General features: G+C 63.0%; 24 protein-coding genes and 1 pseudogene. 17 read left to right on the forward strand and 8 right to left on the reverse strand.

Annotated elements, in window-relative coordinates; translation table 11 throughout:
- Nucleotides 1-2 precede the first annotated feature (2 nt).
- The 3 genes and pseudogenes from dut (at nt 3) to argB (ending at nt 2,902) form a co-directional block, all read left to right on the forward strand.
- Nucleotides 3-458 (forward strand): dUTP diphosphatase, encoded by a 456-nt coding sequence (gene dut, locus LU684_RS07895; RefSeq protein ID WP_016712700.1) that lies wholly within the window; start codon nt 3-5, stop codon nt 456-458.
- Between the two features lie 140 nt (nt 459-598).
- Nucleotides 599-1,966, forward strand: a pseudogene (locus LU684_RS07900) (phosphomannomutase/phosphoglucomutase); the annotation flags it as partial.
- 30 nt (nt 1,967-1,996) lie between these two features.
- Nucleotides 1,997-2,902, forward strand: coding sequence for an acetylglutamate kinase (argB, locus tag LU684_RS07905; RefSeq protein ID WP_004575216.1), 906 nt, complete (start codon nt 1,997-1,999; stop codon nt 2,900-2,902).
- A gap of 180 nt (nt 2,903-3,082) precedes the next feature.
- On the opposite strand, the gene pyrE is transcribed toward argB, so the two are convergent.
- Entirely contained in the window at nt 3,083-3,724 is a 642-nt protein-coding gene (pyrE, locus tag LU684_RS07910) for an orotate phosphoribosyltransferase (RefSeq protein ID WP_003253405.1), read from the reverse strand.
- A gap of 80 nt (nt 3,725-3,804) precedes the next feature.
- On the opposite strand from pyrE, the gene LU684_RS07915 reads away from it, so the two are divergent.
- Nucleotides 3,805-4,584, forward strand: coding sequence for an exodeoxyribonuclease III (locus LU684_RS07915; RefSeq protein WP_003253401.1), 780 nt, complete (start codon nt 3,805-3,807; stop codon nt 4,582-4,584).
- 317 nt (nt 4,585-4,901) lie between these two features.
- On the opposite strand, the gene rph is transcribed toward LU684_RS07915, so the two are convergent.
- Nucleotides 4,902-5,624, reverse strand: coding sequence for a ribonuclease PH (rph, locus tag LU684_RS07920; protein WP_016489819.1), 723 nt, complete (start codon nt 5,622-5,624; stop codon nt 4,902-4,904).
- 228 nt (nt 5,625-5,852) lie between these two features.
- Here rph and LU684_RS07925 point away from each other — a divergent pair, with 228 nt between their 5' ends.
- Nucleotides 5,853-6,716 (forward strand): YicC/YloC family endoribonuclease, encoded by an 864-nt coding sequence (locus tag LU684_RS07925; protein ID WP_016489820.1) that lies wholly within the window; start codon nt 5,853-5,855, stop codon nt 6,714-6,716.
- A 13-nt stretch (nt 6,717-6,729) separates the two neighbouring features.
- The gene (gene gmk / locus LU684_RS07930) at nt 6,730-7,350 is read left to right on the forward strand and encodes a guanylate kinase (RefSeq protein WP_016489821.1); all 621 of its coding nucleotides are present in this window, start codon (nt 6,730-6,732) and stop codon (nt 7,348-7,350) included.
- Between the two features lie 135 nt (nt 7,351-7,485).
- Here gmk and LU684_RS07935 read toward each other — a convergent pair whose 3' ends face one another.
- The 3 genes from LU684_RS07935 to LU684_RS07945 form a co-directional block, all read right to left on the reverse strand.
- Entirely contained in the window at nt 7,486-9,027 is a 1,542-nt protein-coding gene (locus LU684_RS07935; protein WP_016489822.1) for an APC family permease, read from the reverse strand.
- Between the two features lie 113 nt (nt 9,028-9,140).
- Nucleotides 9,141-9,914, reverse strand: coding sequence for a gamma-glutamyl-gamma-aminobutyrate hydrolase family protein (locus tag LU684_RS07940; RefSeq protein WP_023046965.1), 774 nt, complete (start codon nt 9,912-9,914; stop codon nt 9,141-9,143).
- A 4-nt stretch (nt 9,915-9,918) separates the two neighbouring features.
- Nucleotides 9,919-11,301 (reverse strand): glutamine synthetase family protein, encoded by a 1,383-nt coding sequence (locus LU684_RS07945; RefSeq protein WP_016489824.1) that lies wholly within the window; start codon nt 11,299-11,301, stop codon nt 9,919-9,921.
- 205 nt (nt 11,302-11,506) lie between these two features.
- On the opposite strand from LU684_RS07945, the gene LU684_RS07950 reads away from it, so the two are divergent.
- The 5 genes from LU684_RS07950 (at nt 11,507) to LU684_RS07970 (ending at nt 16,244) form a co-directional block, all read left to right on the forward strand.
- Entirely contained in the window at nt 11,507-12,379 is an 873-nt protein-coding gene (locus LU684_RS07950) for a LysR family transcriptional regulator (protein ID WP_016489825.1), read from the forward strand.
- A gap of 241 nt (nt 12,380-12,620) precedes the next feature.
- Nucleotides 12,621-12,884, forward strand: coding sequence for a DNA-directed RNA polymerase subunit omega (rpoZ, locus tag LU684_RS07955; protein WP_003253383.1), 264 nt, complete (start codon nt 12,621-12,623; stop codon nt 12,882-12,884).
- A 59-nt stretch (nt 12,885-12,943) separates the two neighbouring features.
- Nucleotides 12,944-15,052 (forward strand): bifunctional GTP diphosphokinase/guanosine-3',5'-bis pyrophosphate 3'-pyrophosphohydrolase, encoded by a 2,109-nt coding sequence (spoT, locus tag LU684_RS07960; protein ID WP_016489826.1) that lies wholly within the window; start codon nt 12,944-12,946, stop codon nt 15,050-15,052.
- Nucleotides 15,053-15,075: 23 nt separating this feature from the next.
- Nucleotides 15,076-15,456, forward strand: a complete 381-nt coding sequence (locus tag LU684_RS07965; RefSeq protein WP_016489827.1) for a RidA family protein — start codon at nt 15,076-15,078, stop codon at nt 15,454-15,456.
- Nucleotides 15,457-15,512: 56 nt separating this feature from the next.
- Nucleotides 15,513-16,244, forward strand: a complete 732-nt coding sequence (locus LU684_RS07970; protein ID WP_016489828.1) for a hypothetical protein — start codon at nt 15,513-15,515, stop codon at nt 16,242-16,244.
- Nucleotides 16,245-16,354: 110 nt separating this feature from the next.
- On the opposite strand, the gene LU684_RS07975 is transcribed toward LU684_RS07970, so the two are convergent.
- On the reverse strand, nt 16,355-17,212 hold the full coding sequence (locus LU684_RS07975) for an SDR family oxidoreductase (protein WP_016489829.1): 858 nt from the start codon (nt 17,210-17,212) through the stop codon (nt 16,355-16,357).
- A 191-nt stretch (nt 17,213-17,403) separates the two neighbouring features.
- On the opposite strand from LU684_RS07975, the gene exbB reads away from it, so the two are divergent.
- The 6 genes from exbB to LU684_RS08005 all read left to right on the forward strand — a co-directional run bounded on the left by exbB (nt 17,404) and on the right by LU684_RS08005 (nt 24,117).
- Entirely contained in the window at nt 17,404-18,372 is a 969-nt protein-coding gene (gene exbB, locus LU684_RS07980; RefSeq protein ID WP_024717847.1) for a tonB-system energizer ExbB, read from the forward strand.
- Nucleotides 18,373-18,375: 3 nt separating this feature from the next.
- On the forward strand, nt 18,376-18,804 hold the full coding sequence (exbD, locus tag LU684_RS07985; RefSeq protein WP_003253367.1) for a TonB system transport protein ExbD: 429 nt from the start codon (nt 18,376-18,378) through the stop codon (nt 18,802-18,804).
- Entirely contained in the window at nt 18,801-19,532 is a 732-nt protein-coding gene (locus tag LU684_RS07990; protein ID WP_016489831.1) for an energy transducer TonB, read from the forward strand. The genes exbD and LU684_RS07990 overlap by 4 nt, the downstream gene beginning before the upstream one ends.
- Before the next feature lie 94 nt (nt 19,533-19,626).
- On the forward strand, nt 19,627-20,553 hold the full coding sequence (locus LU684_RS07995) for a hydrogen peroxide-inducible genes activator (RefSeq protein WP_016489832.1): 927 nt from the start codon (nt 19,627-19,629) through the stop codon (nt 20,551-20,553).
- A 3-nt stretch (nt 20,554-20,556) separates the two neighbouring features.
- A complete protein-coding gene (gene recG, locus LU684_RS08000) occupies nt 20,557-22,635 on the forward strand; it encodes an ATP-dependent DNA helicase RecG (RefSeq protein WP_016489833.1) in 2,079 nt (692 codons plus the stop codon).
- Nucleotides 22,636-22,713: 78 nt separating this feature from the next.
- Nucleotides 22,714-24,117: an aminoacyl-tRNA deacylase and HDOD domain-containing protein gene (locus LU684_RS08005; RefSeq protein ID WP_060519709.1), complete on the forward strand. Its 1,404-nt coding sequence runs from the start codon at nt 22,714-22,716 to the stop codon at nt 24,115-24,117.
- A 135-nt stretch (nt 24,118-24,252) separates the two neighbouring features.
- Here the strand turns inward: LU684_RS08005 and LU684_RS08010 are convergent, their stop codons facing one another.
- Together LU684_RS08010 and LU684_RS08015 are read right to left on the reverse strand one after the other, a co-directional pair.
- Nucleotides 24,253-24,627, reverse strand: a complete 375-nt coding sequence (locus LU684_RS08010; protein ID WP_016502241.1) for an SCP2 sterol-binding domain-containing protein — start codon at nt 24,625-24,627, stop codon at nt 24,253-24,255.
- Nucleotides 24,628-24,774: 147 nt separating this feature from the next.
- Nucleotides 24,775-25,080, reverse strand: a complete 306-nt coding sequence (locus tag LU684_RS08015) for an HU family DNA-binding protein (protein ID WP_016489836.1) — start codon at nt 25,078-25,080, stop codon at nt 24,775-24,777.
- Nucleotides 25,081-25,115 lie beyond the last annotated feature (35 nt).

A 25,115-nucleotide genomic window follows, 5' to 3' on the forward strand; every position in this document is an offset into this window, starting at 1 on the left:
ACATGCACGCTCTTCAAGCCAAGATTCTCGACCCACGCCTGGGCAGCGAATTCCCGCTGCCGACCTACGCCACCCCCGGCTCCGCCGGCCTGGACCTGCGCGCCCTGCTCAAGGAGGACACCGTCCTCGAGCCAGGCCAGACCCTGCTGATTCCTACCGGCCTGTCGATCTACATTGGCGACCCGGGGCTGGCCGCGGTGATCCTGCCGCGCTCGGGCCTGGGCCATAAGCACGGCATCGTGCTGGGCAACCTGGTCGGCCTGATCGACTCGGACTACCAGGGCGAGCTGATGGTGTCGTGCTGGAACCGTGGCAACACGCCGTTCACCATCGCCGTTGGCGAACGTATCGCCCAGCTGGTGTTGGTGCCGGTGGTGCAGGCCCATTTCGACATCGTCGAAGCGTTCGATGAAAGCCAGCGTGGCGCTGGTGGCTTTGGTCACTCCGGCAGCCACTGAGCCGGCAGATGACCGTTCAGGCCAAGGATGGCGAACTCTCTGGCGAAAGCACCGTCCAAGCGTCAGTTTGCGCCTGCCCAGACCTTTGATTATTGGAGCTACCAGAGATGAACGACATGGCCCACCTGGTCCCCGCCGCGCTACCAGACAGCATTTTCCGCGCCTATGACATTCGTGGCGTGGTCGGCAAAACCCTTCACGCCGAAACCGCCTACTGGATCGGCCGCGCCATCGGCGCGCAAAGCCTGGCCCAGGGCGAACCGCAGGTTTCGGTAGGCCGCGATGGCCGCCTGTCGGGCCCGATGCTGGTCGAACAGCTGATCAAAGGCCTGGTCGATGCCGGGTGCCAGGTCAGCGACATCGGCCTGGTGCCCACCCCGGCGCTGTACTACGCGGCCAATGTGCTGGCCGGCAAGTCGGGCGTGATGCTGACCGGCAGCCACAATCCGTCGGACTACAACGGTTTCAAGATCGTCATCGCCGGCGACACCCTGGCCAACGAACAGATCCAGGCCCTGCTGACCCGCCTTAAAACCAACGACCTGACCCTGGCCGAAGGCCGCGTGGAAAAGGTTGAGATCCTGGACCGCTATTTCCAGCAAATCGTCAGCGACGTGAAACTGGCCAGGAAGCTCAAAGTGGTGGTGGACTGTGGCAACGGCGCCGCCGGCGTGGTCGCACCGCAGCTGATCGAAGCCCTGGGCTGCGAAGTGATCCCGTTGTTCTGCGAGGTCGACGGCAACTTCCCCAACCACCACCCGGACCCGGGCAAGCCGGAAAACCTCGAAGACCTGATCGCCAAGGTCAAGGAAACCGGCGCCGACATCGGCCTGGCCTTCGACGGTGACGGCGACCGCGTCGGCGTGGTGACCAACACCGGCAGCATCGTCTACCCGGACCGCCTGCTGATGCTGTTTGCCCAGGACGTGCTGGCGCGCAACCCCGGCGCCGAAATCATCTTCGACGTCAAATGCACCCGTCGCCTGACCCCGCTGATCGAACAGCATGGCGGCCGCGCACTGATGTGGAAGACCGGCCATTCGTTGATCAAGAAGAAGATGAAACAGACCGGCTCGCTGCTGGCCGGCGAAATGAGCGGTCACATCTTCATCAAGGAACGCTGGTACGGTTTTGACGACGGCATCTACAGCGCCGCGCGCCTGCTGGAGATCCTCAGCAAGGCCGGACAGAGCGCCGAAAACCTGTTTGCCGCCTTCCCTAACGATATTTCCACGCCGGAAATCAATATTGATGTGACCGACGAGGGTAAATTCAGCATCATTGATGCACTGCAACGCGACGCCGATTGGGGCGAAGCCAGCCTGACCACCATCGATGGTGTGCGGGTTGACTATACCCACGGCTGGGGCCTGGTCCGCGCCTCCAACACCACCCCGGTGCTGGTGCTGCGCTTCGAGGCCGACAGCGACGCCGAATTGCAACGTATCAAGGATGTATTCCGTACCCAGTTGCTGCGGGTTGAGCCTGAGCTGCAACTGCCGTTCTGACCGACTATCTGTTCCTTACAGGAGCCCTGCATGACCCTCGATCGCGATGCCGCTTCCCATGTAGCCGAGGTTTTGTCCGAAGCACTGCCTTACATCCGCCGCTTTGTCGGCAAGACCCTGGTGATCAAGTACGGCGGCAACGCGATGGAAAGCGAGGAGCTGAAAACAGGCTTCGCCCGTGACATCGTGCTGATGAAGGCTGTGGGCATCAACCCGGTGGTGGTCCACGGTGGTGGCCCGCAGATCGGCGACCTGCTCAAGCGCCTGTCGATCGAAAGCCACTTCATCGACGGCATGCGCGTCACCGACTCGGCGACCATGGACGTGGTGGAGATGGTGCTGGGTGGCCAGGTCAACAAGGACATCGTCAACCTGATCAACCGCCACGGCGGCAGCGCCATCGGCCTGACCGGCAAGGACGCGGAACTGATCCGCGCCCGCAAGCTGACCGTCAGCCGCCAGACGCCCGAGATGACCACCCCGGAAATCATCGACATCGGCCACGTGGGCGAAGTGGTAAGCGTGAACACCGACCTGCTGAACATGCTGGTGAAGGGTGACTTCATCCCGGTGATCGCGCCGATCGGCGTGGGCGCCAACGGTGAGTCGTACAACATCAACGCCGACCTGGTGGCTGGCAAGGTAGCCGAGGCGCTGAAGGCCGAGAAGCTGATGCTGCTGACCAACATCGCCGGCCTGATGGACAAACAGGGCCAGGTACTGACCGGCCTGACCACCGAGCAGGTCAACGAACTGATCGCCGACGGCACCATCTACGGCGGCATGCTGCCGAAGATCAAGTGCGCGCTGGATGCGGTGCAGGGTGGCGTGAACAGCTCGCACATCATCGACGGCCGCGTACCGAACGCGGTGCTGCTGGAAATCTTCACCGACAGCGGCGTGGGTACCCTCATTACCAACCGAAAGCCGCGCTGAGTGATTGGCTAGCCTGCACCGGCCTCTTCGCGGGTAAACCCGCTCCCACAGGGGATAGCACCGCCTTTGAGGGCTGTGGAGATCCTGTGGGAGCGGGTTCACCCGCGAAAGGGCCGGAACAGGTGACACAAAAAAGGCGACCTTCATGTGAAGGTCGCCTTTTTCATTTCCAGGCCAGGATCAGATCCCGTACTGCGCCCGGTAAGCCTCGACAGCCGGCAGGTGCTGCTTGAGCTGTGGGTCATCGGCCAGGAACTCCAGCACCTGGGTCAGCGAAACGATGCTGACCACCGGGATACCGAAGTCGCGTTCCACTTCCTGGATCGCCGACAGTTCGCCATTGCCACGCTCTTCGCGGTTCAGCGCGATCAGCACGCCAGCGGCCTTGGCCTGCTGGGCGTTGATGATCTGCATGACCTCGCGGATGGCGGTACCGGCGGTGATCACGTCGTCGATGATCAGCACATCACCGGCCAGCGGCGCACCAACCAGGCTGCCGCCTTCGCCGTGGTCCTTGGCTTCCTTGCGGTTGAAGCACCATGGCACATCGAGCTGATGCTGATCGGCAAGGGCCACGGCGGTGGTCGCCGCCAAAGGGATACCCTTGTAGGCCGGGCCGAACAGCACATCGAACGGGATCTTGCTGTCGACGATGGCTGCGGCATAGCACCGCCCCAGCTCGGCCAATGCAGAACCGGTGTTGAACAGGCCGGCATTGAAGAAATACGGGCTGGTACGCCCCGATTTCAGGGTGAATTCACCGAAACGCAGTACCCCGCGATCGATGGCAAAACGGATAAAGTCGCGCTGATACGGCTGCATGAATAGTCCCGGACACCACGGATTTAGCTAAATGGGTTGAGCTCGGGTATCATACACGCACGAGATTTTTGGGGCCATTTATGCGGATCATCAGTGTGAACGTTAATGGCATTCAGGCTGCGGCCGAGCGTGGTTTGCTCAGCTGGCTACAAGCCCAGAATGCCGACGTCATCTGCCTTCAGGATACCCGCGCCTCGGCCTTTGAACTCGATGACCCAGCTTTCCAGCTCGATGGCTATTTCCTTTATGCCTGCGACGCGGAGGTGCCTGCCCAAGGTGGTGTGGCCCTTTACTCGCGCATGCAGCCCAAGGCAGTCATCACCGGCCTGGGCTTCGAGACAGCCGACCGCTACGGGCGTTACCTGCAAGCAGATTTCGACAAAGTCAGTATTGCCAGCCTGCTGCTGCCTTCGGGCATGAACGGCGACGAAGACTTGAACCAGAAGTTCAAGTTGATGGACGACTTCGCCAAGTACCTGGACAAACAGCGTCGCAAGCGTCGCGAATACATCTATTGCGGCTCGTTCTACGTGGCGCAGCAGAAGCTCGACATCAAAAACTGGCGTGACAGCCAGCAGTCGCCGGGCTTCCTGGCGCCGGAACGCGCCTGGATGGATGCGATCACCGGCGAGATGGGTTACGTCGATGCCCTGCGTGAAGTCAGCCGTGAAGGTGACCAGTACAGCTGGTGGCCAGACAACGAGCAGGCCGAGATGCTCAACCTGGGCTATCGGTTCGACTACCAGATCCTCACGCCGGGCCTGCGCCGCTTCGTGCGCAACGCCCGCCTGCCGCGTCAGCCGCGCTTCTCCCAGCATGCGCCGCTTATCGTGGATTATGACTGGACGTTGACCATCTGAGTGCCAGGGCTGCTGCGCAGCCCATTCGCGGGGCAATCCCGCTCCCACAGGATTCATGCATGGCTGGAAAGCTGTAAAAATCTTGTGGGAGCATGCCAGGGCTGCTGCGCAGCCCATTCGCGGGACAAGCCCGCTCCCACAGGATTCATGCATGGCTGGAAAGCTGTACAAAGCTTGTGGGAGCATGCCAGGGCTGCTGCGCAGCCCATTCGCGGGGCAAGCCCGCTCCCACAGGATTCATGCATGGCTGGAAAGCTGTACAAATCTTGTGGGAGCGGGCTTGTCCCGCGAATGGGCCGCGCAGCGGCCCCAAACAGTCAGTCAGCCAGAGCCGCCTGCTGCAGCTCGAAGATATCGTTCATGCCCTTCTGCGCCAGCGCCAGCATGGCGTTGAAGTCTTCCGGCTGGAACGGCGCGCCTTCAGCGGTGCCCTGCACTTCGATGAAGCCACCGGCGCTGGTCATCACCACGTTCAGGTCGGTTTCGGCAGCGGAGTCTTCCGGGTAATCCAGGTCGAGCACGGCTTCGCCCTGGTACATGCCTACCGACACGGCAGCAATCATGTGCTTGAGCGGGTTGCCGCCCTTAAGGCCACCGCGCTTCTTGATTACCGCCAGGGCGTCGCACAGGGCGACCATGGCACCGGTGATGGACGCGGTACGGGTGCCGCCATCGGCCTGGATCACGTCGCAGTCGACATACAGGGTGATGTCACCCAGCTTGCTCATGTCCAGCGCAGCGCGCAGCGAACGGCCGATCAGGCGCTGGATTTCCAGGGTGCGGCCACCCTGCTTGCCACGGCTGGCTTCGCGCTGGTTACGCTCGCCGGTGGAACGCGGCAGCATGCCGTACTCTGCGGTGAGCCAGCCTTGGCCCTGGCCTTTGAGGAAGCGCGGCACACCGTTTTCCACGCTGACCGTGCAAATGACCTTGGTGTCACCGAACTCGACCAGTACCGACCCTTCGGCGTGCTTGGTGTAGTTGCGGGTGATGCGGATCGAGCGGAGCTGATCGGCGGCGCGACCACTTGGACGTTTCATCTGGGATACCTGTACTGGGACTTTGAATCTGCCGAGCATTATAGAGCCCGCAGCGCGGGGAAGACATGCCTATTGTCGCGCCCGACACAGCCCGTCGCCTTTTCCGACTGCCGTGGCCACCCCTCTGTAACATGGGTGGATTGGGCGCCGAGGCCCCACTGCGCTACAATCCTGCGCCTTGCAGCCGAGAGGCTCCCACCGTTCATACATCTACGCGAGGTACTCCCCATGGTGCACAGCATGACCGCTTTTGCTCGTGTCGAGCGCGCCGGCAGCCAAGGCACCCTGATCTGGGAGCTGCGCTCGGTCAACCACCGTTACCTGGAACCCCACCTGCGCTTGCCCGAGGCCCTGCGCGACCTCGAAGGCGCCGTGCGCGAAGGCCTGCGCCAGGGCCTTTCACGGGGCAAGGTGGAATGCACCCTGCGCCTCAATGAAGACAGCAACGGCAAGCCGCTGAAGGTAGACCGCGAGCGCGCCGCACAGCTTGTCGCCGCCGCCGAGGAAGTGGCCGGCCTGATCAAGCAGCCGGCACCGCTGAACCCGCTGGAAGTGCTGTCGTGGCCAGGCGTGCTGGTGGCAGACACCAGCGACCCACAGGCGCTGAACGCCGAGGCCATGGCACTGTTCGACGAAGCCCTGGCCGAACTCAAGGCTGGCCGCCAGCGCGAAGGCCAGGAACTGGCCCGGCTGATCAACGAGCGCCTGGACAACATGACCAGCGAAGTCACCACCCTGCGCGCCCTGGTGCCGCAGATGCTGGCGGCGCAGCGGCAGAAGATTCTCGACCGTTTCGGCGACATGCAGGCCGAACTCGACCCGCAGCGCCTGGAGCAGGAGATGGTGCTGCTGGCCCAGAAGAGCGACGTGGCCGAGGAACTCGACCGCCTCAGCACCCACGTCACCGAAGTGCGTCGGGTGCTCAAGGGTGGCGGCGCCGCCGGCCGGCGCCTGGACTTCCTGATGCAGGAACTCAACCGCGAAGCCAACACCCTCGGCTCCAAGGCCTTCGACCCACGCAGTACGCAAGCGGCGGTCAACCTGAAGGTATTGATCGAACAGATGCGTGAACAAGTACAGAACATCGAGTAAGGCCACCCCGACCATGAACCACAGCAGCGGCACCCTCTACATCGTTTCGGCCCCTTCGGGCGCCGGCAAGACCAGCCTGGTAACGGCCCTGACCAAGGACGACCAGCAAATCCGCGTCTCGGTCTCGCACACCACCCGCGCCATGCGCCCGGGCGAGGAGCACGGAGTGAACTACCACTTCGTTGTCCATGAGGAGTTCAAGGCGCTGATCCAGCAAGGCGACTTCCTGGAGCATGCAGAAGTGTTCGGCAACTTCTATGGCACCTCGCGCAGTGCACTGCAGCACACCCTGGACCAGGGCTATGACCTGATCCTGGAAATCGACTGGCAAGGCGCCCAGCAGGTGCGCAAGTTGATGCCGCAGGCATTGTCGGTGTTCATCCTGCCGCCAAGCCAGGAAGCCCTTCGTCAGCGCCTGGACGGCCGTGGGCAGGACAGCGAAGAGATCATCGCTGGGCGCATGAAGGAAGCGGTGAGCGAGATGGTGCACTACGACGAGTATGACTACGTGATCATCAATGATGATTTCGACGTCGCGCTGGAAGATTTGAAGTCGGTGTTCCGTTCTAATCGCCTGGTGCTGAAGAAACAGCAGCAGCGCCACGGGGCCTTGCTGAAACAGTTGGTTGGCTGAAAACGATGGGGCCGCTTTGCGGCCCATTCGCGGGACAAGCCCGCTCCCACAGGACAACCGCTGCCTTCAATGTCGGCGCAGTATTTGTGGGAGCGGGCTTGTCCCGCGAATGGGCTGCAGAGCAACCCCTTCCAGTCATTCCTGCAGCGGCAGGGTAGCCTGCTGACGCAGGGTAGCCCCCAGGAAGTAAGCCGGCGCGCGCATGCGCGACAGCATCATCAGCCCGATGCCGAGCACCGAGATGATCGCGGCAATCACGAACACCAGCCCCAGCCCGCCCACATGCGAGCCACTGCCGAAGTCCGGCGAGGCGCTGTCGATGGCGGTGCGCGCGAAAATCACCGACAAGATCACCCCACCTGTCAACGGGCACAGGCCGCGCATGATGAAGTGGCGCAGGCTGTCAAACAGGCTGTCGCGGAAATACCAGACGCAGGCGAACGCGGTCAGGGAATAGTAGAAGCAGATCATCATGCCCAACGCGGTGATGGTATCCGCCAGCACGTTCTCGCTCAGGGTACGCATGGTCACGTAGAACAGGCCTGCTGCCAGGCCAGCGCAGATGGTGGCGTAGCGCGGGGTCTGCGAACGCGGGCAGACGCTGGCAAACTTCTGCGGTACCGCACCGTAGTAACCCATGGCCAACAGAGTCCGCGCCGGCGCCACGAAGGTGGACTGCAGCGACGCCGCGGTGCTGGCCAGCACGGCGATGGACATCAGGATCGCCAGCGGCCCCATGACCGGGCCGGCCAGGTGGGCGAAGACGTTCTCCTGGATGCGTGGGTTGTTAAGGCCCAGCCCGGTTTCGCTGATACCGGCAAACTGCAGAGTGGCGATAGCGGTGAACAGGTACAGCCCGAGGATCAACATAACGGTCCAGGTGGCAGCCTTGCCCGGCACCTCTTCGCTGCCCACCGACTCTTCGCTGACGGTCAGGCACGTGTCCCAGCCCCAGAAAATGAAGATAGACAGCGATAGCCCGGCAGCAAAGGCCGAGAACGACTCGACACCGAACGGGTTGAACCAGGCGAAATCGAACGCCAGCGGTGGCGGCGCAGTGGTGCCGCCGAAGGCGGCGAAGGCAAAGCCGATCAGCACCAGCAACTGCAGGGCCACCAGGCCGTACTGCACGGTCATGGTGGTGGCGATGCCACGACAGCAGATCCACACGGCCAGGCCGATGAACACGCAACAGGTGCTGATGTTGATCAACAGATTGTCGGCCAATGCTGCCAGCTCATGCTTGCCGGTGATCTGGCCAAGGAACAGGTAGAAGAAGTCGACGGCTACACCCGCCAGGTTCGACAGCACGATGGTGGTGGCGACCACCAGCCCCCAGCCGCCGATCCACCCGATCATCGGGCCAAAGGCACGCGCCGACCAGGTAAACGAAGTACCGCTGTCCGGCTCTGCCGAGTTCAGCTCGCGGTAGCCCAGGGCCACCAGCAGCATCGGCAGGAAGCCGACGATGAACACCGCTGGCAGGTGGGCACCCACCTCGCGCACGGTCGGGCCGAGGGCGCCCGTCAGGGTGTAGACCGGGGCGATGGTGGAAATGCCCAGCACCACGCTGGCCAGCAGGCCCAAGCGGCCTTTGGCCAAGCCCTTGCCGCGCTGGGTGTTGCCTGCGTCGGCCGCCACATCGGGTGGGCGGCCGGCTTCTGTATAATTGCTCATGAGTATTTGCCGTAAATTTTGGAATTGTTTTCGCAGGCCTTGCGCACAAGGCCTGCTTTCACTCATTGAAAGCTTGCTGCCGGGGACCGGTCATCCGAGACCTTCGGCTGACGTCAGACTGTTTCCTGCCGTGCGCCCTCCCGTGCTGCGTAGGCAATGCAGGCCTCGCGAAACGCCTGAAACAGGCGCAGCGAAACCGGGTTTTCGGTGAAGCGCCATTCCGGGTGCCACTGCACGCCGAGCACAAAGCCCGGCGCTGCGGGCATGGACACCGCTTCGATCAGGCCATCCGGGGCCCGCGCCTCGACACGCAGGCCGGGCGCCAGGCGTTCGATGCCTTGACTGTGCAGCGAGTTGACCTCGAACTGCTCAGCCAGCCCCAGGCGCTCGAACAACCCGCCTGGCTCGATGCCGACAAGGTGACGAGCGCCGTATTGCACCTCCAGGGGTGCGTCCTCAGGTTCGCGGTGGTCAAGGTAACCGGGCAATTCCTGCACGCGCTGGTGCAGGCTGCCACCCAACGCCACATTCAGTTCCTGATAACCACGGCAGATGCAGAACACCGGCACACCAGCGGCAATTGCCGCCTGCAGCAGCGGCAGGGTCAGGCGATCGCGCGCCAGATCGTGCCGGGTACCCGCCGCGCTAGGGGCGCCATTGTAATGATGCGGTTCGATATTTGAAGGCGAGCCGGTAAAAACAATGCCGTGCAGACGGGCCAGCAGCGCCTGCGTGTCACTGCCGCCGTCACGGGCCGGCAAGATCAGCGGCAAACCGGCAAAGCCGGCCGCCTCGACATACTTGTCGCCTACTGTATGCGACGAGTTCTTCCCCACCTGCTGGCGGCAGGCGCTGACACCGATCAGGGGGACCGCATTTGCGCTCATGGGCTTACACCGTGTGCAGGTACCAGTTGTACTCAAGGTCGGAGATCGACACTTCGAACTCGGCCAGTTCGCTTTCCTTGCAGGCCACGAAGATATCGATGTAGTCCGGGCTGATGTATTGGTTGAGGACTTCGCTGTCGTCCAGCGCGCGCAGGGCATCACGCAGGTTGTTCGGCAGGCTCTGTTCCAGTTGCTCGTAGGAGTTGCCTTCGATCGGCGCATCCGGCTCGACCTTGTTGGTCAGGCCGTGGTGCACGCCGGCAAGGACTGCCGCAAGCATCAGGTACGGGTTGGCGTCGGCGCCGGCCACGCGGTGTTCCAGGCGCACGTTGTCGCTGCTGTCGGTAGGTACGCGCACCGCCACGGTGCGGTTGTCCAGGCCCCAGCTCGGCGCGTTGGGCACATAGAACTGCGCACCGAAGCGGCGGTAGGAGTTGATGTTCGGGCAGAGGAAGGCCATCGATGCCGGCATCGTCTCCAGCACACCACCAATGGCGTGGCGCAACGTGTCGCTTTGCAGCGGGTCATCGCTTGAGAAGATGTTCTTGCCGGTTTTCTTGTCCAGCAACGAAATATGCACGTGCAGGCCGTTGCCTGCCTGGCCCGGGTAGGGCTTGGCCATGAAGGTGGTGTCCATTTCATGGTCGTAGGCCACGTTCTTGATCAGCCGCTTGAGCAGGATTGCGTAGTCGCAGGCCTTCAGCGGGTCAGCCACGTGGTGCAGGTTGACCTCGAACTGCGCCGGGGCGCTTTCCTTGACGATGGCATCGGCAGGCAGGCCCTGCTCCTTGGCCGCTTCGAGCATGTCCTGCAGGCAGTCGGCGTATTCGTCGAGGTCGTCGATCAGGTACACCTGGGTCGACTGCGGACGCTTGCCGGAAATGGGCGAGCGCGGCGGCTGCGGGCGGCCGTTGAGGTTGTCCTGATCAATCAGGTAGAACTCCAGCTCGAACGCAGCACAAATCGTAAGGCCCAGGTCGTCGAACTTGCTCACCACCTGACGCAGCACTTCACGCGGGTCGGCAAAGAACGGCGCGCCTTCGATCTCGTGCATGGTCATCAGCAGCTGGGCGGTGGGGCGTTTCTGCCATGGCTCGTCCGACAGTGTGCCGGGGATCGGGAAGCAGATGCGGTCGGCATCGCCAATGTCCAGGCCAAGGCCGGTGCTTTCGACCGTGGAACCGTTGATGTCCAGGGCGAACAGCGAAGCCGGCAGGTTGATGCCTTTCTCGTACACCTTGTGCAGGCTGGCCCGCTCGATGCGCTTGCCACGTACCACGCCATTCATGTCGGAGATCAGCAGGTCGACGTACTGTGTGTCCGGATGGGCCTGGAGGAAGTCATTCATCTCGCTGGAAGAACTGGCGCACGGGGTTACCGACGTCATGGTGTACATCCTTTGATGTGCTGCGGCGATGTGGGGATACGGCTGGCGCCTCACGGGCGACGATGGTTGCAGCTGTTGTTTTTTTCACTTTCCCATCGTGGGGATTGGTTACCCGACCGGACGCATTGATTCCGGGGGGCGGTTTCACTATAAAATGGCCCCGACGCAACAGACATTGGCAATTCGGCAAGCAGAGCGTGCACCAATGCAATATCAGATCACCCACGCCGACCTCTCCCTGGTCCTGGCACTGGAGCGTGGCCGCTCGCTGGCCAAGGCCGCCGAGCTCCTCAAAGTCGACGTTTCGACGGTGTTCCGCTCGATCCGCCGGCTGGAGTCGGCGCTGGGCACCGCCTTGTTCGTCAAGAGCCGCAAGGGCTACCTGCCGACCGACACCGCGCAGGCACTGGCCGAGCAGGCCGAGCGCGCCGAGCAGGCGCTGGAGGCGGCACGCATTGCCATGACCAGTGGCGAGCAGGTGGTCAGCGGCACGGTGCGGGTGACCTGCACCGAGGCGGTGATGCATAGCCTGCTGCTGCCGGCGCTGGCCGAGTTCATGCCCAACTACCCGGCCCTGTCGCTGGAGATGGGCACCTCGAATACCTTCGCCAACCTCAGCCGGCGTGACGCCGACATTGCCCTGCGCCTGACCAATACACCACCGGAGCACCTGGTAGGTCGCAACCTGGGGTCAACATCCTATGTGGTTTGCGGCCAGCCGCAGTGGCGCGAGCGCCTGGCAGAATCGGCCGTCAGCGTGCCATGGATCGCCCCCGACGACTCGATGCAGGACCACCCCACGGTGGTCTGGCGCAACCAGCAGCACCCTGGGTTGAGCCCGCGCTACCAGTGCAGCGGGATGTCGACCATCGCCCAGCTGGTAACCGCCGGCCTGGGCGTGGCGGCGCTGCCGGATTACATGGTGCACGCCCTGCCCGGCGTGGAAGCGCTGAGCGGACCGCTACCGGGTTGCGACACTCAGCTTTGGCTACTGACCCGGCCGGATTGCCGGGCGCTGCGCTCGGTGCAGACCTTGTTCGAAGAGCTGACGCCGCGGTTGCGTGGCGCGATGCTCTGAGGTTATCGTCGGGCTCAAGTATTGCGGCTGTCTGGTCCGGCACTTTCGCGGCAAAACCTGCTCCCACAGGGTAGGCGGTGCCTGTGGAAGCAGGTTTACCCGCGAAGAAGCAAACACAGTGCTTCAAGGTGACCGCCCGGCAAAACAGCGCTTCCCTATTGGCTGGTGAATTTTTATACTATCGAGTCCGCCTGCCCATTACTGGGCTGCACGCCCACCGCATTTGCTACTGAGGAAGACCATGGCCCGCGTAACTGTTGAAGACTGCCTGGAACACGTGGATAACCGCTTCGAGCTGGTCATGCTCTCGACCAAGCGCGCTCGCCAGCTGGCGACCGGCGGCAAAGAACCACGCGTTGCGTGGGAAAACGACAAGCCGACCGTTGTTGCCCTGCGTGAAATCGCCGAAGGCATCGTCACCAACGAGTTCATCGCCGCTGAAGAGATCGTCACCGAGGATCCGGTCTTCGCCGCCTTCGAGGACGAGAACAACGAGGCTGTCTGATTGATGCCAGGTCGACGTCGCACGGCGCAAGGCCCTCTTCCTCCGCAGGAGGTCAACCCATGCCGGGTATAGAAGCCTTGGCCGAACGGCTGTCGACCTACCTTGGCCCCGAACAGGTCAACCTGGTCCGGCGCGCCTATTTCTACGCCGAACAGGCCCACGATGGGCAGCGCCGCCGCAGCGGCGAGCCCTACGTGACACACCCGCTGGCCGTGGCCAGTATCCTCGCCGACATGCACATGGACCATCAAAGCCTGATGGCGGCCATGCTGCACGACGTGATCGAAGACACCGGTATCGCCAAGGAAGCCCTCAGCCAGCAGTTTGGCGAGACGGTGGCCGAACTGGTCGATGGGGTCAGCAAGCTGACCCAGATGAACTTCGAGACCAAGGCCGAGGCGCAGGCCGAAAACTTCCAGAAAATGGCCATGGCCATGGCCCGCGACATTCGCGTGATTCTGGTCAAGCTGGCCGACCGCCTGCACAACATGCGCACCCTGGAAGTGCTGTCCGGCGAAAAACGCCGGCGCATTGCCAAGGAAACCCTCGAAATCTACGCCCCTATCGCCAATCGCCTGGGGATGCACACCGTGCGCGTGGAGTTCGAGGACCTGGGTTTCAAGGCCATGCACCCAATGCGCTCGTCGCTGATTCACCGGGCGGTGAAAAGCGCACGCGGCAACCGTAAAGAGATCGTCGCCAAGATCGAACACTCGCTGGCCAACTGCCTGGCTGCCGACGGCATCGAAGGCGAGGTCAGCGGCCGGCAGAAACACCTCTATGGCATCTACAAGAAGATGCGCGGCAAGCGCCGTGCCTTCAACGAGATCATGGACGTGTATGCCTTCCGCATCATCGTCGACAAGGTCGACACCTGCTACCGCGTGCTCGGCGCCGTGCATAACCTGTACAAGCCGCTGCCTGGTCGCTTCAAGGATTACATCGCGATCCCCAAGGCCAACGGCTACCAGTCGTTGCACACCACGTTGTTCGGCATGCACGGCGTGCCCATCGAAATCCAGATCCGCACCCGCGAAATGGAAGAGATGGCCAACAACGGCATCGCCGCGCACTGGCTGTACAAGTCCAACGACGACGAGCAGCCCAAGGGCAGCCATGCCCGCGCGCGGCAGTGGGTCAAAGGTATCCTCGAGTTGCAGCAACGTGCCGGCAACTCACTGGAATTCATCGAGAGCGTGAAGATCGACCTGTTCCCGGACGAGGTCTACGTGTTCACGCCCAAAGGCCGCATCATGGAGCTGCCTAAAGGCTCCACGGCGGTGGACTTCGCCTACGCGGTACACACCGACGTCGGCAACAGCTGCATCGCCTGCCGCATCAACCGCCGCCTGGCGCCGCTGTCCGAACCGCTGCAAAGCGGCTCGACGGTGGAAATCGTCAGCGCCCCCGGCGCTCGGCCGAACCCGGCCTGGCTCAATTTCGTGGTGACCGGCAAGGCGCGTACGCACATCCGTCACGCCCTGAAGCAACAGCGCCGCTCCGAGTCCATCAGCCTGGGCGAACGCCTGCTGAACAAGGTACTCACCGGCTTTGACAGCAGCCTGGATAAAATCCCCCAGGAGCGCATCCAGGCGATTCTCGCCGAGTACCGCCTGGAACTGATCGAAGACCTGCTCGAAGACATCGGCCTGGGCAACCGCATGGCCTACGTGGTCGCACGCCGCCTGCTGTCGGCTGACGGCGAGCAGTTGCCTGCGCCGGAAGGCCCGTTGGCGATCCGTGGCACCGAAGGCCTGGTGCTGAGCTACGCCAAATGCTGCACGCCAATCCCTGGCGACCCGATCGTCGGCCACCTGTCGGCCGGCAAGGGCATGGTCGTGCACCTGGAAAATTGCCGCAACATCAGTGAAATCCGCCACAACCCGGAAAAATGCGTGCAGCTTTCCTGGGCCAAGGACATCACCGGTGAGTTCAATGTCGAACTGCGTGTCGAACTGGAGCACCAGCGCGGCCTTATTGCCCTGCTGGCCAGCAGCGTCAACGCCGCCGACGGCAACATCGAGAAGATCAGCATGGACGAACGCGACGGCCGTATCAGCGTGGTCCAACTGGTGGTCAGCGTGCACGACCGTGTGCACCTGGCGCGTGTGATCAAGAAGCTGCGTACCCTGACCGGCGTGGTCCGCATCACCCGCATGCGTACGTAGTCCGCCAACCGCAAGGAGTCATCATGAGCAAGACCGTCATCACGAGCGACAAGGCCCCAGCCGCCATCGGCACCTACTCGCAGGCGATCAAGGCCGGCAACACGGTGTACATGTCGGGCCAGATCCCGCTGGACCCGAAGACCATGGAACTGGTCGAAGGCTTCGAAGCCCAGACCGTGCAGGTATTCGAGAACCTCAAGTCCGTGGCTGAAGCCGCTGGCGGTTCGTTCAAGGACATCGTCAAGCTGAACATATTCCTCACCGACCTGAGCCACTTCGCCAAGGTCAACGAGGTGATGGGCCGCTACTTCGAGCAACCCTACCCGGCCCGTGCCGCCATCGGCGTTGCCGCGCTGCCGAAAGGTGCCCAGGTCGAAATGGACGCCATCCTGGTCATCGAGTGATGCCCCGGTGACGGGCGCCCTGCCCGTCACTCCTCCTTTTGCAAGGTTACCCCGTCATGCGTCAAGCACTGCCCATCGCGCTGGCAGCCCTGCTACTGGGCGGCTGCGCCAGCCACAAACCCGAAGATTTCAACGGCACCTGGATCAACCAGGAGGCCATCACTGCAGCGGTCAAGGGCGGCAGCCTGCGCCAAGCGCTGAATGAACACGGCCCCGTGTTCGAATGGAAGCTCGACGTTGCCAGCCAGCAGGCCAGCTACAGCAATGGCTTCGAGGCCGCTGACGGCCAGCTGAGCAGCAACGAAAAGCAATGGCAGGCCAGCTTCGAGGGCGGCCAGACCGAGCAGCTGTCGCTCGACGGTGACGAGCTGCAAGCCGTCGACCAGCGTGGCGCCAAGCAGACCTTCGTGCGTGCCAAGGCGCCGGCAACTGCCAATGCGCCGCTGGGCAGCAGCTTCGAGAAAGCGCTGTACCAGGCCTACCTGGGCGGCAACTGGAAGGTGGTCGAAGGTGAGGGCAAAGGTGCCAGCGTGCGCTTCAGCGACACCGGCAACGTCACCGGCCTGCCGGGGCCGGACCGTTTTGCCCTGTGCCTGGCAGGTGACTGCGCGACCATGGGCGGCAGCAATGACAGCCTGTGGCTGGAGCGTAACCAGCGTGGTGCACCGTTCATCATCAAGCGTACTGGCGACAAGCTGGAGATTTTCCAGGCTGTGAACCGTGCGCAACCGGATGAAATGCCGGAGCTGGCGGCGGGCAAGCGCCAGTGGGTGCTGGAGCAGAACTGAATCCTGCTGCATTTGCACTGAATGCACTGGCCTCTTCGCGGGTAATCACTGTCTTCAGGCCTTGTGATACCCCTGTGGGAGCGGGTTTACCCGCGAAGAGGCCGGTAAATTCAACGCCCTCCTTTCAGGATGGCTGCATACCCTTCCTTGTAGCTTGGGTACACCGGTGCCCAGCCCAGCGCCCGGGCCCGGGCGTTGCTGCAGCGCTTGCTGCCAGTACGCCGTACCCGCTGCTCATCGGACCACTCGGTAACCCCCATGTATGCCCGCAGCCAGGCCACCACGTCGGCCAGGGGCGCCGGGTCGTCATCAACGCCAATGTAGTAGTCGTCCAGCACCTTGCCATCCGCATCGGCCTGCAGCAGAAACGCCAACAGGCTGGCGGCATCTTCGGCATGAATGCGGTTGCCATACAGCGGCGGCTCTTCGGCCACACGGTAACCCTGGCGCACCTGGCTCAACAGCCACTCGCGGCCTGGGCCATAGATGCCGGTCAGGCGCACCACGCTCGCCGGGATACCACTGGCGAGCGCCAGCCGTTCAGCCTCCAGCATCACACGCCCGGAATAACCTTCGGGCTCTGTGGCTGCGCCTTCCTCGACCCACTCGCCGTCCTTCTGCGCATACACGCTGCTGCTGGAGACGAACAACAGGCGACGGGGGCGCTGGCCTCGCTCGGCCAGCCAGGCCAGCACATGGCGCAAGCCATCCACATAAGCCGCCTGGTAACCGGCCTCGTCGTGCTGGCTGGCCGCCACGCAGTACACCAGATAATCCAGCGTGCCCTGTGGCCAGGCTTGCGGGATCGACGGTTCGGCCAGGTCCGCGGCAACCGGTTGAACGCCCGCAGGCAGCTGCCCGACAGCGCGGCGCAAGCCGCTTACCTGCCAGCCTTTACCCAGCATTTGCAGGGCCAGACGCCCACCTACATCACCACAACCCACCACCATCACGGAAAGGTCTGACATCTCTGAACTCCCTAGACCAATTGATCAGCCCACCCACGCTACACGATGGATGGCTAGACCATAGGCGAAAAAAGCAACAAGATTACTTTTGTTAACAAGAATTACTTGCAATAATGGCCGCCAATTTGTTCTCGGCCTACCTCGAGGCCTTGGAGAACGCTCACTTTATTTCTTCATCAGGTCCGGCCAGCATGACACGTATTCAACCTTCCGCTTCGCCAACCCCGTCGCGCGCCTGGCGCGCCATCGCCGCGCTGACACTCAGCCTGGTGCTGGCCCCGGTGGCCATGGCCGATGAGCCAACCGCCAACGCCGCCGCGCCTGCTGCTGCCACTGCCCCGGCCGCACCTGCTGCTGCCCCGGCTGCCGATGCGCAGGCTCCTGCTGCCAACGCTGCTGCTTCACCGGCTGCGGTAGACCCGAACGTTGAGGCGCTGGTTGAAGACACCTCGCTGGGCATGGCCCACGACCTGTCCCCATGGGGCATGTACAAAAACGCCGATATCGTGGTCAAGATCGTCATGATCGGCCTGGCCATCGCCTCCATCATTACCTGGACCATCTGGATCGCCAAAGGCTTCGAGCTGATGGGCGCCAAACGTCGCCTGCGTGGCGAAATCGCCCAGCTGAAGAAATCCACCACCCTGAAAGACGCGAGCGAAGTCTCCAACAAGGAAGGTACCCTGGCCCATACCCTGGTCCACGATGCCCTCGAAGAGATGCGCCTGTCGGCCAACGCCCGCGAAAAAGAAGGTATCAAGGAACGCGTCAGCTTCCGTCTGGAGCGCCTGGTGCACGCCAGCGGCCGCACCATGAGCAGCGGCACCGGCGTGCTCGCCACCATCGGCTCCACCGCGCCCTTCGTCGGTCTGTTCGGTACCGTGTGGGGCATCATGAACAGCTTCATCGGCATCGCCAAGACCCAGACCACCAACCTGGCGGTGGTTGCTCCAGGTATCGCCGAAGCCCTGCTGGCCACCGCCCTGGGCCTGGTCGCTGCAATCCCGGCTGTGGTCATCTACAACGTCTTCGCCCGCTCCATCGCTGGCTACAAGGCCCAGGTGTCCGACGCCTCCGCTCAGGTACTGCTGCTGGTCAGCCGTGACCTGGACCACCAGGGCAGCGAGCGCGCCGCCCCGCACATGGTGAAAGTGGGGTAAGCCATGGGCCTGCATCTCAACGAAGGTGGCGACGACCTCGCCGAAAACCACGAAATCAACGTTACGCCGTTCATCGACGTGATGTTGGTGCTGCTGATCATCTTCATGGTCGCTGCCCCCTTGGCCACGGTCGACATCAAGGTCGACCTGCCGGCTTCAACCGCCAAGCCGGCGCCCAGGCCCGAGAAACCGGTGTTCGTCAGCGTCAAGGCCGACCAGAAGCTGTACGTCGGCGACGATCAGGTTGCGGCGCCCGACCAGCTTGGCCCGATGCTCGACGCCAAGACCAAGGGTGACAAGGAAACCACCATCTTCTTCCAGGCTGACAAAGGCGTGGATTACGGCGACCTGATGGAAGTGATGAACAACATGCGGGCGGCCGGCTACCTCAAGGTCGGTCTGGTAGGTCTCGAGACGGCAGCCAAGAAATGACGAAAACGCGCTCAAACATGGCGCGCTACGGTGGCAGCCTGGCGATCGTGCTGGGCGTGCACGTGGTCGCCGTGCTGCTGACGCTCAACTGGTCGGTGCCTCAGGCCATCGAGCTGCCCCCGGCAGCGATGATGGTGGAGCTGGCACCGTTACCGGAGCCTGCGCCACCACCACCACCGAAAGCGGCTCCGCAGCCACCGGCACCGGTCGAAGAACCGCCGTTGCCCAAGCTGGCGGAAGCACCCAAGCCCAAGATCGCCATCCCCAAGCCGCCCAAGCCGAAGGCCAAGCCCCAGCCGCCGAAGCCCGAGAAAAAGCCTGAGCCGCCTAAGGAAGCGCCACCTACCGAGCAAACGGTAGACGCACCGCCCAGCAATACGCCACCGCAGAAGTCCGCGGCACCGGCGCCGAGCATTGCGTCCAACAGCAACGCCTTGCCAACCTGGCAGAGCGACCTGCTGCGCCACCTGGCCAAGTACAAGCGCTACCCGGAAGACGCGCGCCGTCGCGGCTTGCAAGGCATCAACCGCCTGCGCTTCGTGGTCGACGCCGAAGGCAAGGTCGTGTCGTACTCCATGGCAGGTGGGTCGGGCAGTGCCGCACTGGACCGGGCAACCCTTGAAATGATCCGTCGGGCCGGCACGGTACCCAAGCCGCCACCCGAGTTGCTGAACAATGGCACGATCGAAGTCGTGGCACCGTTCGTCTACTCGCTGGACCGCCGCTAAGACTTTTGCTTCTGTCACAAATCGGCAAGTCTGATAACGTGCGTCTATCGATTGCAGCCGCTATGCTGGGCCCGCAACTTCATGGACGCACGTTATGACCCTCACAGAATTACGCTACATCGTCACACTCGCCCAGGAACAGCATTTCGGCCATGCCGCCGAACGCTGCCATGTGAGCCAGCCGACCCTGTCGGTCGGTGTGAAGAAGCTCGAGGATGAGCTTGGCGTTCTGATCTTCGAGCGCAGCAAAAGCGCGGTACGCCTGACCCCCGTCGGCGAGAGCATTGTCGCCCAGGCACAGAAGGTACTGGAGCAGGCCCAGGGCATCCGCGAGCTGGCCCAGGCCGGCAAGAACCAGCTGACTGCCCCGCTCAAGGTCGGTGCCATCTATACCGTCGGCCCGTACCTGTTCCCGCACCTGATTCCGCAACTGCATCGCGTAGCGCCGCAGATGCCGCTGTACATCGAAGAAAACTTCACCCACGTACTGCGTGAAAAGCTGCGTAACGGCGAGCTGGACGCGGTGATCATCGCCCTGCCGTTCAACGAAGCCGATGTGCTGACCCTGCCGCTGTACGATGAGCCGTTCTGCGCCCTGATGCCCGCCGACCACCCATGGACGGCGAAAAAGACCATCGACACCGCCATGCTCAACGACAAGAGCCTGCTGTTGCTTGGTGAGGGCCACTGCTTCCGCGACCAGGTACTGGAAGCCTGCCCTACCCTGAACAAGGGGGGCGAAGGCGCCAGGCACACCACCGTCGAGTCCAGCTCGCTGGAAACCATCCGCCACATGGTGGCGTCGGGCCTTGGCGTGTCGATCCTGCCGCTGTCGGCGGTGCACAGCCACCACTATGCACCTGGGGTCATCGAAGTTCGCCCACTGACGGCACCGGCACCGTTCCGTACCGTGGCCATCGCCTGGCGCGCCAGCTTCCCGCGGCCAAAGGCCATCGAGATCCTCGCCGACTCGATCCGCCTGTGCTCGGTCGCCAAAGCCCCTGCGGAACAAACGGCCTGAGTCATGAGTGAGCTGTCGAAGGTCCCGGTCACGGTACTCAAGGGCGTTGGCGAGGCCATGGCGGAAAAACTCGCCAAGGTCGGCCTGGAGAACCTGCAGGATGTGCTGTTCCACCTGCCCCTGCGCTACCAGGACCGCACCCGTGTGGTGCCGATCGGCCAATTGCGCCCAGGGCAGGATGCCGTGATCGAGGGCGTGGTCAGCGGCGCCGACGTGACCATGGGCAAGCGACGCAGCCTGGTGGTGCGCCTGGGTGACGGCACCGGCGTGCTGAGCCTGCGCTTCTACCACTTCAGCAACGCGCAGAAGGAAGGCCTGAAACGTGGCACCCACCTGCGCTGCTACGGCGAAGCCCGCCCCGGTGCCTCGGGCCTGGAAATCTACCACCCGGAGTACCGCGCACTGAATGGTGACGAGCCGCCGCCACCGGTGGAACAGACCCTGACGCCGATCTACCCGTCCACCGAAGGCCTCACCCAGCAACGCCTGCGCCTGTTGTGCCAGCAGAGCCTGGGCCTGCTTGGCCCGCGCAGCCTGCCCGACTGGCTGCCTGACGAGCTGGCCCGGGACTACCAATTGGCGCCGCTGGACGATGCCATCCGTTACCTGCACAACCCGCCGGCCGACGCCGACCTTGATGAACTTGCCGAAGGCCAGCACTGGGCCCAGCACCGCCTGGCCTTTGAAGAGCTGCTGACCCACCAGTTGTCGCAGCAACGCCTGCGCGAGAGCCTGCGCAGCCTGCGGGCGCCGGTGCTGCCCAAGGCCACGCGCCTGCAGGCGCAGTACCTGGCAAACCTGGGCTTTCAGCCTACCGGCGCACAGCAGCGCGTGGCCAACGAAATTGCCTACGACCTCAGCCAGCACGAGCCAATGATGCGCCTGGTACAGGGCGATGTCGGTGCCGGCAAGACCGTGGTTGCCGCCCTGGCAGCACTGCAAGGGCTGGAAGCGGGCTATCAGGTGGCACTGATGGCGCCCACCGAGATCCTCGCCGAACAGCACTTCATCACCTTCAAGCGCTGGCTCGAACCGCTGGGCATCGAAGTGGCCTGGCTGGCCGGCAAGCTCAAAGGCAAGGCCCGGGCCAGCGCCCTGGAGCAGATCGCCAACGGTGCGCCCATGGTGGTCGGCACCCACGCGCTGTTCCAGGAAGAAGTGAAGTTCAAGCATCTGGCCCTGGCGATCATCGACGAGCAGCACCGTTTTGGCGTGCAGCAACGCCTGGCCCTGCGCAAGAAAGGCGTGGCAGGCGAATTGTGCCCGCACCAGCTGATCATGACCGCCACCCCTATTCCGCGCACCTTGGCCATGAGCGCCTACGCCGACCTGGACACCTCGGTGCTCGACGAATTACCCCCTGGACGCACGCCGGTAAACACCGTGCTGGTAGCCGACAGCCGCCGCTTCGAGGTGGTCGAACGGGTTCGCGCCGCCTGCGCCGAGGGGCGTCAGGCCTACTGGGTGTGCACCCTGATCGAAGAATCCGAAGAGCTGACCTGCCAGGCCGCCGAAAGCACCTATGAAGAACTCGGCAGCGCCTTGGGCGAATTGCGTGTGGGCCTGATCCACGGCCGCATGAAGCCTGCGGAAAAAGCCGAAATCATGGCCCAGTTCAAGGCCGGCGAATTGCAGCTGCTGGTCGCGACCACGGTCATCGAAGTCGGCGTGGACGTCCCCAACGCCAGCCTGATGATCATCGAAAACCCAGAACGTCTGGGCCTGGCCCAGTTGCACCAGCTGCGCGGCCGGGTTGGCCGGGGCAGTGCCGTCAGCCATTGCGTGCTGTTGTACCACCCGCCACTGTCGCAGATTGGCCGCGAACGCTTAGGGATCATGCGCGAGACCAACGACGGCTTCATCATTGCCGAGAAAGACCTCGAACTGCGCGGCCCCGGCGAAATGCTGGGTACACGCCAAACCGGCCTGCTGCAATTCAAGGTCGCCGACCTGATGCGCGATGCCGACCTGTTACCGGCTGTGCGCGATGCCGCCCAGGCCCTGGTGGCCCGCTGGCCGGACCATGTCAGCCCGCTGCTCGACCGCTGGCTGCGCCATGGCCAGCAATATGGCCAAGTGTGACGCTAGTCCCAGAATGGATCCAGATTTGCTCGCAGGCTGGTTATACTTCGCGTTTAAAAGAATCAGTGGATACGGACCATGACTGAAGTTGCCCTGGACACCGCAACCCCACACGCCCCCTCTGTTATCAGGCTGCTGCTCGACAAGGTCGGCGTCGTCTACCGTGAGGTGGTCGAACACCCGCACCTGCCTGCGGCCTCCCGGGTGCAGGCGGTGCTTCTCGACGACGAGGTCGGCGCACTCATGGTGCTGTTCCCGCAGAGCCAACTGCTGGACCTCAACCGCCTGGCCGAGCTGACCGGGCGCAAGCTCACCGCCGTGTCGGTGCCGCGCCTCAAGCAAATGCTCGACAAGCACCAGCTGAAGGCCCTGCCCGCCATTCCTGCGCTGACCAGCTCACCGTGCCAGTACGAAAAGAGCCTGCTCGACGCCGAGACTGTGTACATCCAGTCTGGCGAAGTCGGCCTGCTGCTAGAGATTGAGCACGCCCACTTCAAGCGCATGCTGGCCAAGGCCAGCGCCAGCAGCTTCGGCCAGGAGGTCGAGGCCATCAGCCCCAACCTCGACCGCCCCCATGACGACACCCTGGAAATCACCAATGCCGTTCAGGCGTTCACCGCCCGACGCATCCAGAAGCGTCTGGAAGAAACCATCGAGATTCCGCCGCTGGCCGATACCGCGCAGAAGATCATCAAGCTGCGAGTAGACCCCAACGCGAGCATCGATGACATCACCGGCGTGGTCGAAACCGACCCGGCGCTGGCGGCGCAGGTAGTCAGCTGGGCGGCGTCGCCCTACTACGCTTCGCCGGGCAAGATCCGCTCGGTGGAAGACGCCATCGTGCGCGTGCTGGGTTTCGACCTGGTGATCAACCTGGCCTTGGGCCTGGCCCTGGGCAAGACCTTGAGCCTGCCAAAAGACCAGCCGCAACAGGCCACACCCTACTGGCAGCAGTCGATCTACACTGCCGCGATCATCGAAGGCCTGACCCGCGCCATGCCTCGGGCAGAACGCCCCGAAGCCGGGCTGACCTACCTGGCCGGGCTGCTGCACAACTTCGGTTACCTGCTGCTGGCGCACGTGTTCCCGCCCCACTTCTCGCTGATTTGCCGCCACCTGGAGGTGAACCCGCACCTGAACCACACCTATGTGGAACAGCACCTGCTAGGCATCAGCCGCGAACAGATCGGTGCCTGGCTGATGAAGCTGTGGGACATGCCCGAAGAGCTGTCGACCGCGCTGCGCTTCCAGCACGACCCGGCGTACGACGGCGAGTATTCGGCGTTCCCCAACCTGGTGTGCCTGGCGACCCGCCTGTTGCGTACACGAGGGATTGGCTCCGGGCCGCAGGAAGAGATTCCTGACGAGTTGCTGGAGCGCCTGGGGATTACCCGGGACAAGGCCGAGGATGTGGTGAACAAGGTGCTCGAGGCCGAGAACCTGCTGCGCGAGCTGGCTTCGCAGTTTCACGCACCGCACTGATATCGCGAGGGGCCGCTTTGCGGCCCAATCGCCGGCAAGCCAGCTCCCACATTGACCGCATTGGCCTCAAACCCTGTGCGGTACCTGTGGAAGCTGGCTTGCCAGCGAATGGGCTGCGCAGCAGCCCCGGCAATTTCAGCCTTTCTTCTTCGGTTTCAGGTATTTCATCAAGCCTTGGAACCACATCACCAGCGCCGGGTTGCCCTTGATCTGGATGTTCTTGTCCTGAATCCCCTGCATGAACGCCAACTGCTTGTTGCCTGCCTGCATCGTGGCGTAGCCGTAGGCAGCGTCCTTGAAGGCGATGGCGAATGCCGGCTGCGGATGTGCGCCGCCCTTGCTGCTGATGCGCTCGTTGTTGACGACGAAGTGCCGGGCAACCTTGCCGTCCAGGGTCTGCATCTGGAACACCAGGTCCTTGCCCTTGAGCTGCTGCTGGAATGCCGGGTTGTTACGGCTGGCCCTGGCCATCAAAAGCCCCATGGCCCAGAGAAGAAAGCGGAACTTCATCGACACGCCTCGATTGAAAAGTGACTAAGTTTCGCACTTTATCCTCTTAACGACCATTTTATGCAAGTTCACCGCAGTTACTGCGTGTAAAGCACAACGGGCGCCATGAAGGCGCCCGTTCGGGATCAACGATTCGTCAGCGGAAGCTTACTTTTTCTTGGCGGCCTTGGTTGGCGCGGCCGGTGGATTGACGCTGTCCTTGAGGTTCTTGCCTGGCTTGAAGGCCACCGTGTTACTGGCTTTGATCTTGACCGGCTCACCGGTTTGCGGGTTTTTGCCGGTACGCGCGCCGCGATGACGTTTTTCGAAGGTGCCGAAACCGACCAGGGTCACCGTGTCCTTGTCCAGGGCACCGGTGATGCTGTCGAGAATCGCGTTCAACACCTGATTGGCCTTTTCCTTGGTCAGATCAGCCTTATCGGCGATGACGGCGGCGAGTTCTGGTTTGCGCATAGTGAAGCCTCTTTGACGGAATTCTTGTTGTTATG

The organism is Pseudomonas sp. NMI542_15, assembly GCF_021283425.1.
Lineage (GTDB): Bacteria > Pseudomonadota > Gammaproteobacteria > Pseudomonadales > Pseudomonadaceae > Aquipseudomonas > Aquipseudomonas fortuita.